At 61.5% G+C, this 14657-nt stretch carries 17 protein-coding genes; 12 read left to right on the forward strand and 5 right to left on the reverse strand.

The window, feature by feature from the left end; all coding sequences use genetic code 11:
* Nucleotides 1–6: 6 nt before the first annotated feature.
* The 5 genes from OBACDRAFT_RS18110 to OBACDRAFT_RS18130 form a co-directional block, all read right to left on the reverse strand.
* The gene (locus OBACDRAFT_RS18110) at nt 7–2853 is read right to left on the reverse strand and encodes a hypothetical protein (protein ID WP_043588075.1); all 2847 of its coding nucleotides are present in this window, start codon (nt 2851–2853) and stop codon (nt 7–9) included.
* 2 nt (nt 2854–2855) lie between these two features.
* Nucleotides 2856–3797 carry a hypothetical protein gene (locus tag OBACDRAFT_RS18115; RefSeq protein WP_043588076.1) on the reverse strand — a complete coding sequence of 314 codons (942 nt, stop codon included), beginning with the start codon at nt 3795–3797 and terminating at the stop codon, nt 2856–2858.
* 42 nt (nt 3798–3839) lie between these two features.
* Nucleotides 3840–4379: a hypothetical protein gene (locus tag OBACDRAFT_RS18120; protein ID WP_043588077.1), complete on the reverse strand. Its 540-nt coding sequence runs from the start codon at nt 4377–4379 to the stop codon at nt 3840–3842.
* Nucleotides 4380–4458: 79 nt separating this feature from the next.
* The gene (locus OBACDRAFT_RS18125) at nt 4459–5946 is read right to left on the reverse strand and encodes a phage capsid family protein (protein WP_043588078.1); all 1488 of its coding nucleotides are present in this window, start codon (nt 5944–5946) and stop codon (nt 4459–4461) included.
* Between the two features lie 56 nt (nt 5947–6002).
* Nucleotides 6003–7061 (reverse strand): hypothetical protein, encoded by a 1059-nt coding sequence (locus OBACDRAFT_RS18130; protein ID WP_043588080.1) that lies wholly within the window; start codon nt 7059–7061, stop codon nt 6003–6005.
* 205 nt (nt 7062–7266) lie between these two features.
* On the opposite strand from OBACDRAFT_RS18130, the gene OBACDRAFT_RS18135 reads away from it, so the two are divergent.
* The 12 genes from OBACDRAFT_RS18135 (at nt 7267) to OBACDRAFT_RS30870 (ending at nt 14652) form a co-directional block, all read left to right on the forward strand.
* Nucleotides 7267–9240 carry a portal protein gene (locus OBACDRAFT_RS18135; RefSeq protein ID WP_043588081.1) on the forward strand — a complete coding sequence of 658 codons (1974 nt, stop codon included), beginning with the start codon at nt 7267–7269 and terminating at the stop codon, nt 9238–9240.
* Complete coding sequence (locus tag OBACDRAFT_RS28475) at nt 9237–9512, forward strand: BTB/POZ domain-containing protein (RefSeq protein WP_157837167.1); 276 nt, start codon at nt 9237–9239, stop codon at nt 9510–9512. The genes OBACDRAFT_RS18135 and OBACDRAFT_RS28475 overlap by 4 nt, the downstream gene beginning before the upstream one ends.
* Before the next feature lie 3 nt (nt 9513–9515).
* Nucleotides 9516–9881 carry a hypothetical protein gene (locus OBACDRAFT_RS18145; RefSeq protein WP_043588083.1) on the forward strand — a complete coding sequence of 122 codons (366 nt, stop codon included), beginning with the start codon at nt 9516–9518 and terminating at the stop codon, nt 9879–9881.
* 2 nt (nt 9882–9883) lie between these two features.
* Entirely contained in the window at nt 9884–10714 is an 831-nt protein-coding gene (locus OBACDRAFT_RS18150; protein WP_043588084.1) for a hypothetical protein, read from the forward strand.
* Between the two features lie 49 nt (nt 10715–10763).
* Complete coding sequence (locus OBACDRAFT_RS18155; RefSeq protein WP_043588085.1) at nt 10764–11540, forward strand: hypothetical protein; 777 nt, start codon at nt 10764–10766, stop codon at nt 11538–11540.
* Between the two features lie 2 nt (nt 11541–11542).
* A complete protein-coding gene (locus tag OBACDRAFT_RS18160; RefSeq protein WP_052362217.1) occupies nt 11543–12109 on the forward strand; it encodes a hypothetical protein in 567 nt (188 codons plus the stop codon).
* A 71-nt stretch (nt 12110–12180) separates the two neighbouring features.
* On the forward strand, nt 12181–12402 hold the full coding sequence (locus tag OBACDRAFT_RS18165; RefSeq protein WP_043588086.1) for a hypothetical protein: 222 nt from the start codon (nt 12181–12183) through the stop codon (nt 12400–12402).
* Between the two features lie 53 nt (nt 12403–12455).
* Nucleotides 12456–12692 (forward strand): hypothetical protein, encoded by a 237-nt coding sequence (locus OBACDRAFT_RS18170; RefSeq protein WP_043588088.1) that lies wholly within the window; start codon nt 12456–12458, stop codon nt 12690–12692.
* 99 nt (nt 12693–12791) lie between these two features.
* Complete coding sequence (locus OBACDRAFT_RS18175; RefSeq protein WP_043588089.1) at nt 12792–13031, forward strand: hypothetical protein; 240 nt, start codon at nt 12792–12794, stop codon at nt 13029–13031.
* Nucleotides 13032–13166: 135 nt separating this feature from the next.
* Complete coding sequence (locus OBACDRAFT_RS18180) at nt 13167–13454, forward strand: hypothetical protein (RefSeq protein ID WP_043588090.1); 288 nt, start codon at nt 13167–13169, stop codon at nt 13452–13454.
* Nucleotides 13451–13696 carry a hypothetical protein gene (locus OBACDRAFT_RS18185; RefSeq protein WP_043588091.1) on the forward strand — a complete coding sequence of 82 codons (246 nt, stop codon included), beginning with the start codon at nt 13451–13453 and terminating at the stop codon, nt 13694–13696. Before OBACDRAFT_RS18180 ends, OBACDRAFT_RS18185 begins: the two co-directional genes overlap by 4 nt.
* Nucleotides 13696–14652, forward strand: a complete 957-nt coding sequence (locus OBACDRAFT_RS30870) for a hypothetical protein (protein WP_043588092.1) — start codon at nt 13696–13698, stop codon at nt 14650–14652. The genes OBACDRAFT_RS18185 and OBACDRAFT_RS30870 overlap by 1 nt, the downstream gene beginning before the upstream one ends.
* Nucleotides 14653–14657 lie beyond the last annotated feature (5 nt).

The following is a 14657-nucleotide window of genomic DNA, read 5'->3' on the forward strand; positions in this document are numbered from 1 at the left end:
TCTCCTTTAGCCGATTTCGCCGGGCGGCTTGGCGTCGTCGCCGAGCGGGAAAATGGGGGTTTGCTTCGGTATCTCGGACGTCACTACCGTGTGCCGCCAGTATTGCTTGCCGTCCTCACCGACGAACGCGGGCTCTGGCTTGCTGCTGAGCGTCCATTTTTTGTTGTCGGGTGCGGGCGGACCGCCCGAGACGATTATGACTGGTCCGGTGCGGTAGCCAAGCGAGTCCCACAAGCCGAACGAGTTGCCCAAACTCCATGTGTTGTGGCCGCGGTATTCAGGATCGAAGGCACTGGTGCGCCCGTCGATGACGGCGATGGGGACGGTGGAAGGTTGGGGGGATGGGCCGCCTCCTGTGATGTCGCCGTTTCCGCCCCAGTGGATGCCGCCATCGCCGGGATCGCCTTCTCCTGCCATCTCGGCATCGGTATAGACGCGGTAGCCTTTCAGGTGAGTGATTTCATGCACCGGCGAGTCGCCGCTTGAGAGATATGAAAGCTGCTGAATGGCCCAATTATCCGGGTTCCAGAGGGGTGCTTCGGGGTTGTCCTCCATGTCCGGTGATTCCGAGTAGCGAATGGAGACGGTCGCCTTCACCATGATCTGCACCGGGGGTGAGGTCATCACGTTGAAGTCGTAGTGTATCGGCATTTTCTGGATGACGAGCCCGCCGCCGGGAAGCGGATCAATGGTGTCGCCCGCCTTCAATCCGAACTGGCGCTTGAAGAAGTAGGGGCGAGCGCGTCCGGGGTAGGTGAATTGCACCATGTCGGTGAATTCTTGCGCCATGCCGTCGGTGGGGTCGCCGCCGTTGGCGGTCTGCATCCAGCGGAGTTGACGCATGGGGTAGCCTTGCACGTTGTCGGTGTCGTCCGATATAAGGATGCCGGGAATGTCGCCGTCCGCCGCATCGGCGATGCCGGAGGCGTTGACCTCATCGCGGCCCCATAGGAAGGTCTCGATGAGGAGTTCGCGGAGGCCGCCGATGCTGGGGAGTTGGCGCGTGCGACGGCGGACGAGGCCGGGCTGCAGGTAGGTGAGGGTCAGGCGGGCGATGGCGTGATTGCTGCCTGCGCGGGAAACGCCTCCGAGGGTGAGCTCGGCGCTTTCGCCGTCGATGGTGCTGTATCCGATGGTGATGTCGTCGGCCTCGGGCAGTGCCGTGCCGCCTTTGGCGACGAGTCGGACAATCATGCGTTCGAGGCCGTTCATCTCCCAGTCGCTGATTGTAGGTCCGACCTGCGTCCATTCGGCGGTAGCTTCCTGAAAGCGAAGCGTCACCGTTTTGTATCCGTAGGCGGAACCTTCGCGGCGGCCCGCGTAAACGAAGCGTTCGGATTCGGCGAGGTGGGGGGAGCCGTCGGGGGCGGTGGCCGCGCCTTCGCCTTCCTCGCCCTCGGTGTCGGTGTCGATAATGGGTTCGCAGGCGTCGCCGACGGCGGGGAAGTCGTCGTTGTCGGGTGTGACAAAATACAGGTAGGTGGCTTCGAGTGTTTTGCGGCCGTCCTCGTCCTCGGTCAGCTCAATCTTGCCGCCGACGATCCAGCGGGTGGACCAAACGACATAGCCATCGGAGTCGGACCAACTCTCGCTGGCCTTGAGTGCGCCGGCCATCGGCATCGGGGTCGGGTTCTGCGGTTGCGCGCCCTCGGCAGGGGCGACGTAGGGGGATAGGTAGCGGGTGTTGTAGGCGCGCAGCCCGCCGGTGACGCCGGTGTCGAGGTCGCGGGAGATGAGCCCTTCGCCACGGGCAAATTGGTAGGTGCGCGTGGGCGCGCCGCCGGGGTCGTCCACGCCCTGATCGACGGCGACGAAGCCCTCGGGCGTGGGCGGGATCATGCAGAAGGCCGTGATGCCGCGCAGGGTGAGCTTGCCGTTGTTGCGCACGTTGTCGCTCGTGCGCAGGATGCCCGGCTGCTTGTAGGTGAGGACGCGGCGGGAGATGGCGACGGACGAGCCTTCGCCGCTGATCCGGAAAAGTTTCAGGTCGGTGCCGCCGTCTGGAGTGGTGCTGGTGCCGACGGTTGGCACGTCGCCGCCGGTGATGTATCCGATGCGCACTTGCACGATCTGGATCGTTTTGAGTCCGTCCGCTGCGGTAGCCGGGATGGCCGGTCCGACCTGCGTCCACTCGGCGGTGGCTTCCTGAAATTCGCGGGTAATGGTGCGCACGGCTGCGCCGCCGCCGCGTTGCTCGCCAGTGTTGACGTAGTGCACGCCTTCCACGGTGATGAGGTGCGTGCCGGCGACAGGCTCGTTGTAGGTGACAGTTGCTTTCTGGATGAACGTCCGCCTGCGGCGATGGCGGTTGTCCTCATCCTGCCAGACGTCGTCGCCTCTGCCGGTCTCGTTCGCGCCGTCGATCAGGGGCTCCACGGCATCGCTGGCGATGGCGTAGCGGCGGGTGATGCGGCGGAGTGTGCCGTCGTTGTCGCAGGTTTCGCTCGACATGACGGCATCGGTTCGTCCCGGAGGGGTGGTTATGCCACGAACGCCTTCTGTGCGCGGTCCCGTGGAAAATTGGATGAACTGCGCCTCAAGGTAATCGCGTCCGTCCTCGCCGATGATTTCGCGGAGTTTGCCGACTTGGGTTTCGTCGGTGGGGTGGATCTCTTCGTAAACGCGGGCGAGGTCGTGTTCAACGCCTTGATCCGGGGCGAAATCGAGTTGGGGTTGCTCGATGAGGAGGCATTGCGTGTATTTGACGTCGGGCGTTCCCCAGGGGAGGAAGACGGTGTCAAGGCTGGCTGGATCGGCAGCGTCGCCGCGAACTTCGTAGAGCCGGATGATGCGGAGGCGTCTGTCGGGGAGTTTGACGAGGCGGGGGCGGCCTTTGGGACGGAGCAGCGACATGGTTAGCGGAGGCCGGGGCGGGCGATGCCGGAGAATCGTTTCTGCGGCCTGGCGCTCGCCGAGATGATTTCGCGGGCTTTGTTGGCTTCACGGATGAGGCCTTGTTGATTTTGCCCGGTGTATTTTTTGTAGGTTACGCCCCATTTTTCGCGGGCAATGGGGAGAAGGATTTGGTCGATGAGGTCGCCGAGGATGCGGGGACGGTCAGTGTCGTTGACGAGTTTTTTGGGGAAGACTTGGGCCCGGGCGGTGACGATGGTGGTTTGCGCAGGGAGGGGGAGGATGATGAGGCGGCGAAGGGCCGGTGCGCCTTCGAGGAGGGCGTCGGTTTCGACACGGTAAAAGAGCGGGGTGCCGGAGGGGTAGGCGTTGCCGCCGAAGTCGGCGCGGATGTGGTTGGCCGTGCCCGGATACGGATGGAAGTCGCCGCGCTGGATGGAGCGGTAGTAGATTTCCGTCTCGCGGTCTGTCATGGGCGAGAGCGGGCCCCAGCCGAAGACTTCAGGAGCGCCGAGTATTTCGGACACGTCGGGGGGGAGGGGAAAGGCGTTGTGATGGAGGGTGGCGGTGTGCGTGCCGGTGGCCTCCATCGCTGGCTGCAAGAGGTGGTGGACGTTGGCGGTGTCTTTGCCGGCGTAGGTGTAGAAGTGCTGGCCGATGGCAATGATGCTGCCGGTGCAGTCGGCGGTAAAGTCATGGCCGGTGACGACGGTCTCGCCCTCGGAAAGCTGGATCGTGATGGTTTGCGGCTGGCGAAACCGGCATGGCACCGAGCGCCGCGCCCATTCCGGAGCGCGTCCGTCAACGGGGCGGTAGATTTCGAGCAGGGCTTCGTTGATGACCTGTTTGCACAGGTCGAGGTCTTCGTCCAAGTCGGCGGCGGTGGCGCGGCCAGCGAGGACGGCAAGCTGTGTCTGGAGGTCAAGGAAGTCGCCAGCGGACATGGGAGGAGGATGCGCCCCATGTGGCTTATGGGGCGGATGGGTTTAGATGTCGGCGATTTCGGTGGGCGGATCGGCGGGGGCGGGCGGCACGGTGGCGCGACGTCCTCGTTTTGGCGGGGGTGGCGCTTCGTCCGGCGGCGGGGGCGGCGCGGCTTCGGGCGGGCGGGACGCCCGCGCCACTTCATCCCTGGCATTCTGGAGGTCGGTTTCGAGCGAGGTGATGCGGGCATTGGCAGCTTCCAGGGTCGCGGTCGCCTCGCTCAGGCTGGCGGTAGCGACTTCGAGTTTTCCCGACAGTTCTGCGATCTCGGCCAGTTTTTCGGCGAGAATATCCGGTGCAATGTCGTGGATGTCCGCAATCAGGAGGACGGGAATGAAGGTCCACGGGCAGAGTTGCCGCGGGACGGTAAAAATGGTGCGGATTTCCTCGGGGGACTTGGGTTGGTAGGCGTAAGCCTTGAGGGACTTGTCCCAAAGGAAGAGGTATTGGCGTCCGTTGTGTTCGTGGGTGAGGCAGGGATCGTTCTGAGGCTGGTCGGCAACGATGATTTTTATCGGAAGCGGCTTTTTTGTAGTGCTCATGTGGATACTGTTGTTGATTAAAACGCGCCCCGGTTCGAGCATGTCGGACCGGGGCGCGCGTTATGATGCCACGCCGGGGTCACCCGGTGTGGGGTTCAGGGTCGATACCGATGTTAGCCAGGGAGATTGCGGCCTCGATGACGATGAAGTTTTTGGCGCGCCCGATGGTGTCGAGCGGTGTGCCGTAGCCACGGACGCCTTCGACGCCGACGGCGGTGAGGTGGGCGTTGCCCTCGGCGTCCTCGAAGTCGTCCTTGTGGAAGATCGGCTTGGCGTCGATGGTGCCGCGGGCATGGAAGACGGAGGATCCGCCCATGTCCTCTGCCCATCCGAGGAGGACACCGTTGGCCGTGCAGGGGACGATGACGGAGCCGGACGGGTGAACATTGCTGAAACGCCCGGCGGCCTGGGCGATGACATTGCCGTTGAAGTTGGCGGCAGTGCCACGCGTGACACCGGTGATCTGCTTGCCGGAGGCATCCATGCCGGCGGCGGTGTAGCTGAAGATCTCGTATTTCCCGTCGGTGGTGAGATTGAAGATCATCGCGTAGTGGGTGCCTAAATCCGCGGGCGGGACATCGGCGTCGGTATACTTCCAAGGGAAGCCGGGGAAGTAGGCGAAGTAGTCGCCATTGCCCGCTGCATAGGCTTCGCCGCCGCCCGTGATGGCGGTGGGCGTGCCGTCGGGGATGGCCGTGCCGACAAACGCCATCGGCTGGAGAGGGGAGCCCTGGCGCCCGTCCGAGTCGTCGGTGGCGATGTTGTGCGGGTAGATGATCTGGCCGTCCCACATCTGGTAGGTGCCGGTCCAGAGCGGATTGAGGCCGCTGCGCACCTCGGCGTTCTGGAGCGAGGAGAGATAGGTCGAGTTGGAGCGGAGCGGGCGAAGGAATGAATCGGGCGCGAAGAAGAGGTATTTGGGCGACTTGCCGCCAAGGTTGCCCCTGGATTCGCCGATCTGGTTGGCCCCATTGGTGATGAGACGCCCCTTGCTGTTTTCGAGGGCGGTGGTGGAGACGGTGTCCGTGGAGAGCAGCGCGCCGCGGCTGGCGCGGCGATTGACGCGGAAGAGGTTGACACCGGGGGAGATGAGGAGGGCGCGGTTGCGCATGAAGATTTGCACGTCGTCGTCGTGCTTGAGGCGCCACCAGTCTTTCATGATGTCGGAGCTCAACTGCATGGGCGTCTTTTTGCGGAGGCGCACGAGGCCGAGGAGTTGGGTGAAGGCGACGGCGTGGCGCATGAGATCGATGCGAATGCCGTAGGTGCCGAAGTGGAGTTTTTCGGTTTTGTCCTTGAGGAGGGTTTCACCGAGGACGCCCTGTCCTTTGACGTTGGCGATGGTGGTGAAGGTGACTTCCTCAGCCATGCCTTTTTCAAGTTCACGCTTGGTGACGACCGGCTGGTTGGAGCCGTCGCCGCCGGTGAAGTGAGAGAAGATGGATTCTTGCTGGGTGGAACGGACGACTTTTTCCGACCAGATAATGGCGCGCATTTTCGGGTCGGTGGCGACGAGTTGAGAATACTGTGTCGCGTTGGGAAGATCAGAGTTGGCGAGATTAGCCATGTTAGTAGTGGTTTTTTGCTACGTGGTAGCGGTGTGTGTTTTTGCCTCGCGTGGCGTCAGAGCAGGCGGTCCAGGTCTTCGAGTGACATTTTGGATACGTCGGCCATGAGAGATTCGCGCGTGGGCGTGAAGGTGGCTGTCCCGCCGGGCGCGCCGGGCGTCAAAACCTCGGCACTGGTCACACGCGGCGCGGCGGGGGCGGCTGCGGGAGTGGGTTGTGCTGCGGGCGGTGTGGAGGCTGCGGGCGCGGGTGCGCCGAGCTTCTTGCCCGAGACCTCGGCAAATTCGCGGGCCATGATCAGGGGCCAGCGTGGAGAGGCAAAGATGCCTTCGTAATCGGCGTCGCCTTGCTTGAGCGCGATGTAGCGGTCGAACTCCTTGCGTTCCTCGCTGGTTTTGTCGGCGAGGGCGGGATAGAGTTTGAGGGCTTCGTCGCGGGCGGCGATTTGCTTTTGCCGGTAGGCGGATTGTTCCGCGGAGTGTTGTTGTTCGAGTGCCGATTGTTCGGCTTCGCGTTTGGAGCGGGCGATGTCGCGCAACTCGGACTCTTTGGTCACGAGCTTGCGGGTGAGGTCAGCGACGGCCTTGGTGTCGGCGTCGTCGGAGGCCTTGGTGAGATCGGCTTCGAGCCGTGTGATTTCGTCCTGAGCGGCCTTGGTCTGCGCGTCAAAATCGGGCGCGGACGGTGCATCCGGCGTCGCGGGTTTGGCGGCGGGCGCAGCGGTTGCGGCGGGCGGCGCGGACTGAACCGGCGCGGCTGAGCCGTAAACGGCGGCATAGGCTTCCTCGGGCGACTTCGTTCGCAGTTGTTTCAGGAACTCGGCTTCCTTGAAGTCGCGTGCGCGATGTCTGAATTTCCCCAACTGTTCGGCATTCGGGCCATCGTCTTCGCTGCCGGGCGCGGGAGCCGCGGGCGCGGGAGGTGGGGTGTCTGCGGGTTTCGCCGGCGCGGGAGCATCAGCCGGTTTGGCGGCGGGGGCGGGCGCGGGCGGTGCAGAAGGGGTTGCGGCGGGCGGCGGCGCGGACTGAACCGGCGCGGCAGCGGGGGCAGCAGGTGATGGCGAACCGAGCAGAGTGTCGAGATCGCCGCCGGACATAGTGCCGAGGGAGTTCATTAGATCTGCTGCGGTAGCCGTTGCCGGGACAGGATCCGCGGCTGGAGGTGTGGTTGTATCGCTCACATGCGGCTTTTCCTTCGTGAGCGGAACAAATCCAATCGGTTGACTCGCCCGGCCTGCTGTTTTTTCGGAGACCCCGTTTTTGGCAGTCAACCGATTGTCTGAAGGGAGGGCCGGTGGGTGAAGTTCTGGCGCGCGCCAGATGCGAAAAACCAATTTTCAACTTAACGAGGATCAAGAACGCCAGCTTGTCGAGTGGTGCATGGGGGAGGTGCGCGCACTGCGTTCCACCAATGACGAGCGAATCAAGGCGGATAGCGAATCCTGGCTCGCCTACGAGAACGACGCCAAAGCGCGCGCCGTGAAGGGGAGCATTTTCTCCAAGAGCAACACCCATCTGCCGCTTACCGGCATGATTGTGGATTATTTCCTCAATCTGGCCGAAGACGAACTTGCCGACCAGCCGCCGTTCTTCGCATTCAAGCCCGTTGGCAAGGGCGACAACATCACCGCCGATGCCTACAACCACTACTATAATTGGAAGGTGGATACGAAGGGCGGCGCGTCGCAGGTTCTGCGCGACGGTCTGACCTCCGCCCTCGTCCAGCGCGCCCTCATTCTCAAGGCCACGCACCATGTTGACAAGCGTGTGTGGGTTGACCGGGACCGGCGCGTTCTTATCGACCTTGCCACCGGCAAGCCCGTGCTTTTGCCCGATGGCAACCCTGTCATCGAGGGTGAGCACCGCTGGGTGGAGATGCCTGATCCGGTGGCGGAGGAGGCTGCGCAAATCGCCATGTCGGGAGGCGGGGCACCCGCCGAGCCTTTGCCGACACGCACGCATCTGGAGGCGGACCCCACTGTGATTTGGGATGAGACGCGCATGGGATGGCAACTGCCGACGGGCGGGCTTAAACGTTCTGAAATCCTCTACTCCGGCTCCCGCTCCGAAATCGTCCCGAGCGACCGTTTTCTTTGCCCCGTCAATGTCGCATCGCCCGATGATGCCAAGTTGGTCGCCGAGCTCTACGACAAGGACATCGCATGGATTGAAGACATGTGGATCGAACGCCCTTGGGCGATATGGGAAGAGGTGAAGGGTGAGTTTACCCAGTCCGGCGCCGATGAGAAGACCGAGGGTGAATCCAAGGCGAAAGAGGATGCCACGCACGACGACAAGGAATCCCTGCGCAAGATCATCGAGTGCTGGGGGCGGCGCGATGTGCTGGGGCTGGAGGGGCCGCAGGAGTTCGTCATTTTTATCGACGAGGATTCGGAGCGCGCGGTTTTTTACGAGTTCACAGCCAAGGTTTGCCCGGACTTCAAGCGACCCTTCACTACCATCGCCGTCGGCAGGACGCGCAGACGCTGGTGGGGCAAGTCCATCCCGGAAAAGGTCGCGCAGTATCAGGAGAAGATTGACGAGAATTTCAACGGCGAGGCCTACCGAAACCTGATGAACGCCAACCCTCTCAAGGGGGTGAATCCGGACGCCACAGTCGAGGAGGAGGAGGATTTGGTTTTCGACCCGGAGAAGGTGTATCACCTCAAGCTTAACAAGAAGATGGAGGATTTCGTATCCTTCGCCAAACTCCCCGACGCGGATTTCAAAACGCGCGACATCGCCCAGTTTGTATTTTGGTTTGTGCAGCGGTGGCTCCACATCTCCGACGTGGGGACGGGAGACTACGAGGCGTTGCCCGAAAATAACACGGCAACCGGTATCGAGATCAACCGGGAGGCGTCGCAAAGCACGTCGCGGCGGTGGAACCGGCGCATCAACGAGGGATATTGCGAGCACCTGCTGAAGTCGGTGCAGATCACGATGGCGACGATGCCGGAAAATGCGAGGGAGACCTACCGTTTCACCGATGGCAATGACATCATCACGGGCACCGTCACAGCGGATCAGATACGCAACGTGGAGATGGACGTGCGGCTGGTGCTGGCACGGCGTTACAACGCCCAGGAGTTGGAAAAGTCGGAGAGGGTGGAGGCCATCGTCGATAAGTATTTCCTCACCCCCGATCCGCTACTTCGCATGGTGAAACGCCCCGTTTATATCGAAATGCTGGAGCGTCTTGGCGAGCGCAACGGAGACCGCTTGTTACCCATTATCAACATCGCGCCGCCCCCCGCTCCTGATGACGGCACAGGGCAAGGAGGTCAGCCGTGAGCAATGATCCGGAAAGGGACTTGGTAGCGATTTGCGACCTGGTGAAGCATCCGGGCTGGGTATTGGTGTGCGAGCGTTTCGACAAGGGTTTGAATGAAATGCGGGATTTGGCGATGGGCCCCGACACCGAGGATGTCCTTGCCACGCGGATACGGCACGCGCACGCGGCGGCCAAAGTTCTGCATCCGGTGGAACTGGCCGGGACGTTGGAAAAAAAACTTAGGCGTGAAGCAACGCACGCCGCAGATGCGGACAAAGCAAAGGAGAAATAAATCATGCCATGGAATCCAAAGAATGCACTGACAGGGGATGCGATATTGCTTAGCCACGAGCAGGTTTTGCAGGGCGCCATCAACAAGGACCAGAATGCGCTGCGCGTGGAGATGGTGAAAGGCGGCTCTGCGTCAGCGGAGAAATCCGGGCGCATCGCCATTCCCGACGGGGTGATGGCCTTGGCCGTGGCGTTTCCGAATCCTTTCGCAGCCGGCGTGCTGCCTGTTGTGTCACTGACATTGGAGACGCCGGTGGGGGGGGCGAACATCATCGGACACATCGAGGCACTCACCAACGTGGGCTTCAACGTCCTGCTCACCGGCGGGGGAGGAGAGGGGTATTTTGTTCACTACCGCGCCACCGTCTAACCATGAGACGTATCGCATTTTTCATTATCGCACTCGTCCCGGTTCTGGCCTGCGCAGCCCCGACGCCGCTCCCTGATGCCGTCCTCAAGGGCCACGCCACCGTGCCGAGCGGCAGCACGCTCACCATTGCGAGCGGAGGGGCGCTGACGGTGGCGAGCGGGACGACGATCACCGGCGTCGCCACCTCCGCCTCACTCGACGGCAAGGTGGACAAGGTGACGAGCGCGAGCATTGTTTATGGGACCGATTCGAGCGGGAACCAAATCGCTCGAAACATAACAGCCACGATCGATTCACTTAACATAGGGAATCTGATTACAGTTGGGAGCGGCGGACACATCTGGTCGTCAAACGAACCGACCAGTGGCGCTCATCTTACAAGAAAATCCTACGTGGATGCCCGCACGCCGCAGCCTGCTTACCTCGTGTTCGTGATTCCGATTGGTCCCGGATTCTACGATTTCGAGTTGAAGGCAACGCTCTCCAATTTCGGCGAACACGCGCCCTTCACCGACTTGGTTTTCTATTACCACTCACCCGATCCGGCGCGCACATCGGTAACGTCGCAGGTGGGTGCGGTTCCCTCCGTCTGGTTTACCGACACGGGGAACTCCGACAAACGGCGCTGGCGCAAGCAGCCTGCCAATCAGTCGATCTGGCAAACGCGCATCGGCGTTGTGCCTGCCGTGATCGTTTACGTGCCGATTGACGCCACGATCAGGCCGGGCAACGCGCCTCTCATCTGGTCCTACCAGCGCATCACGGCCACCGACTACGAACAGGTCTGGTATCCGATTTTCCCTGCCACTTCTCCGGTTCTTGCGACCCCGTAATCACCTTCCGGCTTTCGCCGGTATCTGAACAAACAATACATAAAACACCATGAAGAAATATATCCTCATCATCTCGGCTCTCGTCTTTGGCGCGAGCCTCGTCAACGCCGCCACCCCGGTTGAAACGGGTCTGGCCCGCTACACCAGCTACAACGATCTCTATGCCGCCGGTAACGCGAAAATTTCCCTCGCCAAAGTTGCCGGTGACAAGGACGCCATCCGCACGGCACAAGCCGAGCACAAGACCGCAATCGCCAACTGGCGCGCCGCCAACGCCGCCACTCTCGAATCCCTCATCCCCGACGTTGACTCCATTGCGGATTCCAATCCGGGCGTTGCGACTTGGATCATCAAGGCTGTTCTCACGGCTCGCAATACCGATGAGGCCGGCGTCACCGCCAAGGTCTTTGCGCAGAATGCCGCCGACATTGATCTCGCTCGAAAGCTGCTCACCATTGCCAAGGGCGGCCAAGGATATTTCTATGTCCAATACTACGCCACCGCCGCCGAACTCCGCGCCCTCGAAGCCGGTAACTCGGGTGTCTATGGTGCGGCTCTCCGCCGTGCTCGTGACCTCGGCATCACTGCCGATTTCGCCCCGCAATGGAATGCTCTGCACCTCGGCACCGGGCTCACTGCCAACACCTACGTCAGTTGGTTCAACTCGCACGTAAAGCAACTGGCGCGCACGAACAAAGACGCCGCGCTGAAGGTGTTGGGTGACGAGCAGACCGCCGTTTCGCTCCTGCCCGCGCAGACCACCGCCACCAACAAACGAATCGAGGAACTGCGCAAGCAGATCGCCCTCCTCAAAGAGGTCAAATAACCATGCGCACCAACCCGCTTGTCCACATCGTAGGATTCTGCCTGCTCTGCATCACGGCGGCGGGTGTTGCGCTCGCCGTCCTCCCACCGGCTGGCGTAGATAATGACGCCGACCTTGACGCCATTTTTGGGACCGATGTCGAGCTTTCCACACCTGTCGAACTCCCGCCGGATGTGGACGCCATTCCTGAATGGAAGCCGGTTGAGCCGCTGGTTTTGCCGCCAGCGGTGCCGCCGATTGACCTGCGCAAACTGCCGTCATTGGAGCTTCGCAAGTTCGCCGCGAGTCTCACGCCGGTAGAACTGCAAGCTCTCGGCACGGCCATTGCGCAGGCCGCTTACGGCGAAGTGCTCACGGCGCAGGGGCTGGTTGTTCTCACACCGCCCTTGCGCGGCACGCCGCTGGAATCGCTGGCATCGTGGCTGCGCATCATGCAGGCGGCCGGGCTGACCGAGTTGCCTGTGTGGGCCAGCGGCACGCCAGCATGGGTCATGTGGCGCAAGCTCTCGGCCTCACCTCTCACCACGGAGGCCCAATGGGTCTCCTTTTACAAACGCCTCAAGGCGTAGCGGTCCGCTTGTGGACCGCAAAAACCGTAGCGGTCCGAAAATCGCAAAATCCAGACCACAAACATAACACCATGATCGCCGCACTCACATTCACCCTCACCTTCGGCTGGTGGCTCATCCCCGCCGCACTCACGCTGGCCGTCTTCTCCCTGTGGGCGTTTACCGGATACAGGGATTACCAGCAGTCTGGCTGGTTTGTCGGTATATGGGCCGTGTTTACCGGCATGGCCGTCATTGCCGCATCCGCCATCATATGGGCCGTCTATTTCGGCATTCTCCTGCTGCTTCGCTAATCACTCACCGCCGCCTAGCGGCATAACGTAACCAAAAACAAAATACAAAAATCATGAGCCCTGAACTCATTGAAAAACTCGCCACCTATGCTGGCTACTACGGCGCGGCCTGCGTCGCGTTCAACGCGCTTGCCACCGCCATTTCCGCGTTCGTGAAACAGTCGCCCTCCACCTCGGATGATGCGGCTATCGACCGCGTGTATTCATCGAAGGCTTACAAGGCCGTCGCGTGGATTTTCTCTTGGGGCGATTACGTCGCCGAACTGATCGCCAAATACAAAGCCAAATAATTACCTCACGCGGGGACGCGGAGACACGGCGGGATCATTCCCCTTCGCGCTCCCCGCGCCCTGCGTGAGTCCAAATTTCACCCTAACAAATCCAAAATCATGAGCGACGAAACCGAACTGAGACAACTTGAACAATTCCCGCGCAAGGAACTCGAAAACTACTGCGCCTCCCTGCGCGAAAACGCTCTGCGCCTCGGCGAACTCGTCAACGAGCTCCAGACCGAGAACGGCCACTTGCGGGCGGAGGTGAAAGACCTCTCCGAAAAGGTTGAGCGTTACCGTCAGGAAGTGGGCAGGCTTAACAGTCTGCGTGCACCGGAAATGACGAAGAACGCCTGACCTCCATGACCTTCATTCCCGTACTCCTCGAACTCGCGCTGAATGGGGTGAAGGCATTTCTCATCACGCTCGAAATCAAAAAGCTAAACGCGGCGTATGACCTTTCCCGCCGTATCCAGAAAGACAATTACGACGATGAAAACGAAATCCTTCGCCTTCGCGCTTGCCATGATACTGGCAGCCAGCTTGCCGCTGATCGGCTGCAAAAGCGTCTCACTAGCGGACAAGGCTGGTTTAACCATTTATCAGCCTCGGGCCTTATTTCTCCAAGCGGGACAGCCGATCCAGACCAAGGAGGGGATTTACACTCCCCAAGTTGACGAAATCTGGCACTCCGCCGCCGCCTACCAGTCGCTTGAAACGCAACTGATCGACCTCGCCGCCGCACGCGCCCAACGCCGCAACACCTCTCCTGCCAAATGAGCGACATCACAGACAAAACACCGGTCAAGTTGCCAGTCGGAGTCTGGCTCGCCCTCTTGGTGACCGTGGGCGGGGCACTCTCCTCGTTCGCCGTCGCGCAATACCAGATCGCCGAGCACTCGCGGCGTATCAGCGCCCTCGAAGAGCAGGGGCAAAACTCCCGAGAACTGCTGCTTCGTATCGACGAACGCACTACCGAAATCAAGCGCCAGTTGGACCGCATGACAGCCCGCAATCCCTAATGAAACTCTATTTCGACACCGACGCCGGAACGATAGTCCCGATACCCGGGAGCATGGCCGCGCTCAACATGATCAAGGTCAAGCGGGCGGACGAGTTCGATGTCGAGCTGCGGATTTACGCCAACGGCGTGCAGTATGTCCCCGACGCGGACACGGCGTGGATTTGCTGCAAAAACACGGGGGAGTATCCGGCAACTTTCCCGTATCTGGCGGTCAATGACGGGTTGGTCAAAACGCTCATGAATCCGCTGCCGGAGGACGCGACGCAGCAGGAGATTGATAAGTGGGTGCCGGATTACGCGTGGTGCGGGCGTTTTAACCTGAACACGAACAAGCTCAATGGCCTGTTTGACTTGGATGGCGAGGGCGAGGGAGAGGTGGAGAAGGAATCTGTTTCCGTGCTGGGGGAGGTGGGCTTCAAGAAGGGGTCGAGGGAAACGTCCTCGCTGGTCTTCACCTTCAAGATTCACAACGACCTCTACAAGGGTGACACGAGTTTGCCGGAGGATGCGGAGTCGGGGGCGGCTTCGCAGGCGGCGGAGCGGGCGGAAGAGGCGGCAGATCGCGCGGAGGATGCCGCAGACCGGGCGGAAAATGCCATCTACACAGCCAACCCGGTGCCAGCGAACGCGCCGGACGGAGCGGTGCGATTCAAGATCGATGGCAACGGCATCTTTTTCCAGTTGAAGAGCGAGACGACGGGGGCGTTTCACTCGGTGTGGGTGAAGGGAGCTACGGGCGCGGAAGCTCTCGCGCTCGGTCCGGAGGATCACGATCCGAACCAGGCGACAGGGTTTGCGCCCGCTACGCCGCCGAATGGCAACTACCTGTTCCGACCCAATGCGGGCGGATTCTACATGCTCCATCTCAAGCACGAGACGGCGGGGACGTTCCATCCGGTTTTCGTCTCCGGCGAGCCGGGGAGCGAACAGATCAAGGCAGGACCGGCAATCTGATTTTG

Origin of the sequence: Geminisphaera colitermitum TAV2, assembly GCF_000171235.2 — a bacterium.
Classification (GTDB): domain Bacteria; phylum Verrucomicrobiota; class Verrucomicrobiia; order Opitutales; family Opitutaceae; genus Geminisphaera; species Geminisphaera colitermitum.

Excerpts from the sequence above, each read along its gene's own strand:
- OBACDRAFT_RS18110 (WP_043588075.1), bottom strand. The coding sequence starts at position 2,853 with ATGTCGCTGCTCCGTCCCAAAGGCCGCCCCCGCCTCGTCAAACTCCCC.
- OBACDRAFT_RS18115 (WP_043588076.1), bottom strand. The coding sequence starts at position 3,797 with ATGTCCGCTGGCGACTTCCTTGACCTCCAGACACAGCTTGCCGTCCTC.
- OBACDRAFT_RS18120 (WP_043588077.1), bottom strand. The coding sequence starts at position 4,379 with ATGAGCACTACAAAAAAGCCGCTTCCGATAAAAATCATCGTTGCCGAC.
- OBACDRAFT_RS18125 (WP_043588078.1), bottom strand. The coding sequence starts at position 5,946 with ATGGCTAATCTCGCCAACTCTGATCTTCCCAACGCGACACAGTATTCT.
- OBACDRAFT_RS18130 (WP_043588080.1), bottom strand. The coding sequence starts at position 7,061 with ATGAACTCCCTCGGCACTATGTCCGGCGGCGATCTCGACACTCTGCTC.
- OBACDRAFT_RS18135 (WP_043588081.1), top strand. The coding sequence starts at position 7,267 with ATGCGAAAAACCAATTTTCAACTTAACGAGGATCAAGAACGCCAGCTT.
- OBACDRAFT_RS18145 (WP_043588083.1), top strand. The coding sequence starts at position 9,516 with ATGCCATGGAATCCAAAGAATGCACTGACAGGGGATGCGATATTGCTT.
- OBACDRAFT_RS18150 (WP_043588084.1), top strand. The coding sequence starts at position 9,884 with ATGAGACGTATCGCATTTTTCATTATCGCACTCGTCCCGGTTCTGGCC.
- OBACDRAFT_RS18155 (WP_043588085.1), top strand. The coding sequence starts at position 10,764 with ATGAAGAAATATATCCTCATCATCTCGGCTCTCGTCTTTGGCGCGAGC.
- OBACDRAFT_RS18160 (WP_052362217.1), top strand. The coding sequence starts at position 11,543 with ATGCGCACCAACCCGCTTGTCCACATCGTAGGATTCTGCCTGCTCTGC.
- OBACDRAFT_RS18165 (WP_043588086.1), top strand. The coding sequence starts at position 12,181 with ATGATCGCCGCACTCACATTCACCCTCACCTTCGGCTGGTGGCTCATC.
- OBACDRAFT_RS18170 (WP_043588088.1), top strand. The coding sequence starts at position 12,456 with ATGAGCCCTGAACTCATTGAAAAACTCGCCACCTATGCTGGCTACTAC.
- OBACDRAFT_RS18175 (WP_043588089.1), top strand. The coding sequence starts at position 12,792 with ATGAGCGACGAAACCGAACTGAGACAACTTGAACAATTCCCGCGCAAG.
- OBACDRAFT_RS18180 (WP_043588090.1), top strand. The coding sequence starts at position 13,167 with ATGAAAACGAAATCCTTCGCCTTCGCGCTTGCCATGATACTGGCAGCC.
- OBACDRAFT_RS18185 (WP_043588091.1), top strand. The coding sequence starts at position 13,451 with ATGAGCGACATCACAGACAAAACACCGGTCAAGTTGCCAGTCGGAGTC.
- OBACDRAFT_RS30870 (WP_043588092.1), top strand. The coding sequence starts at position 13,696 with ATGAAACTCTATTTCGACACCGACGCCGGAACGATAGTCCCGATACCC.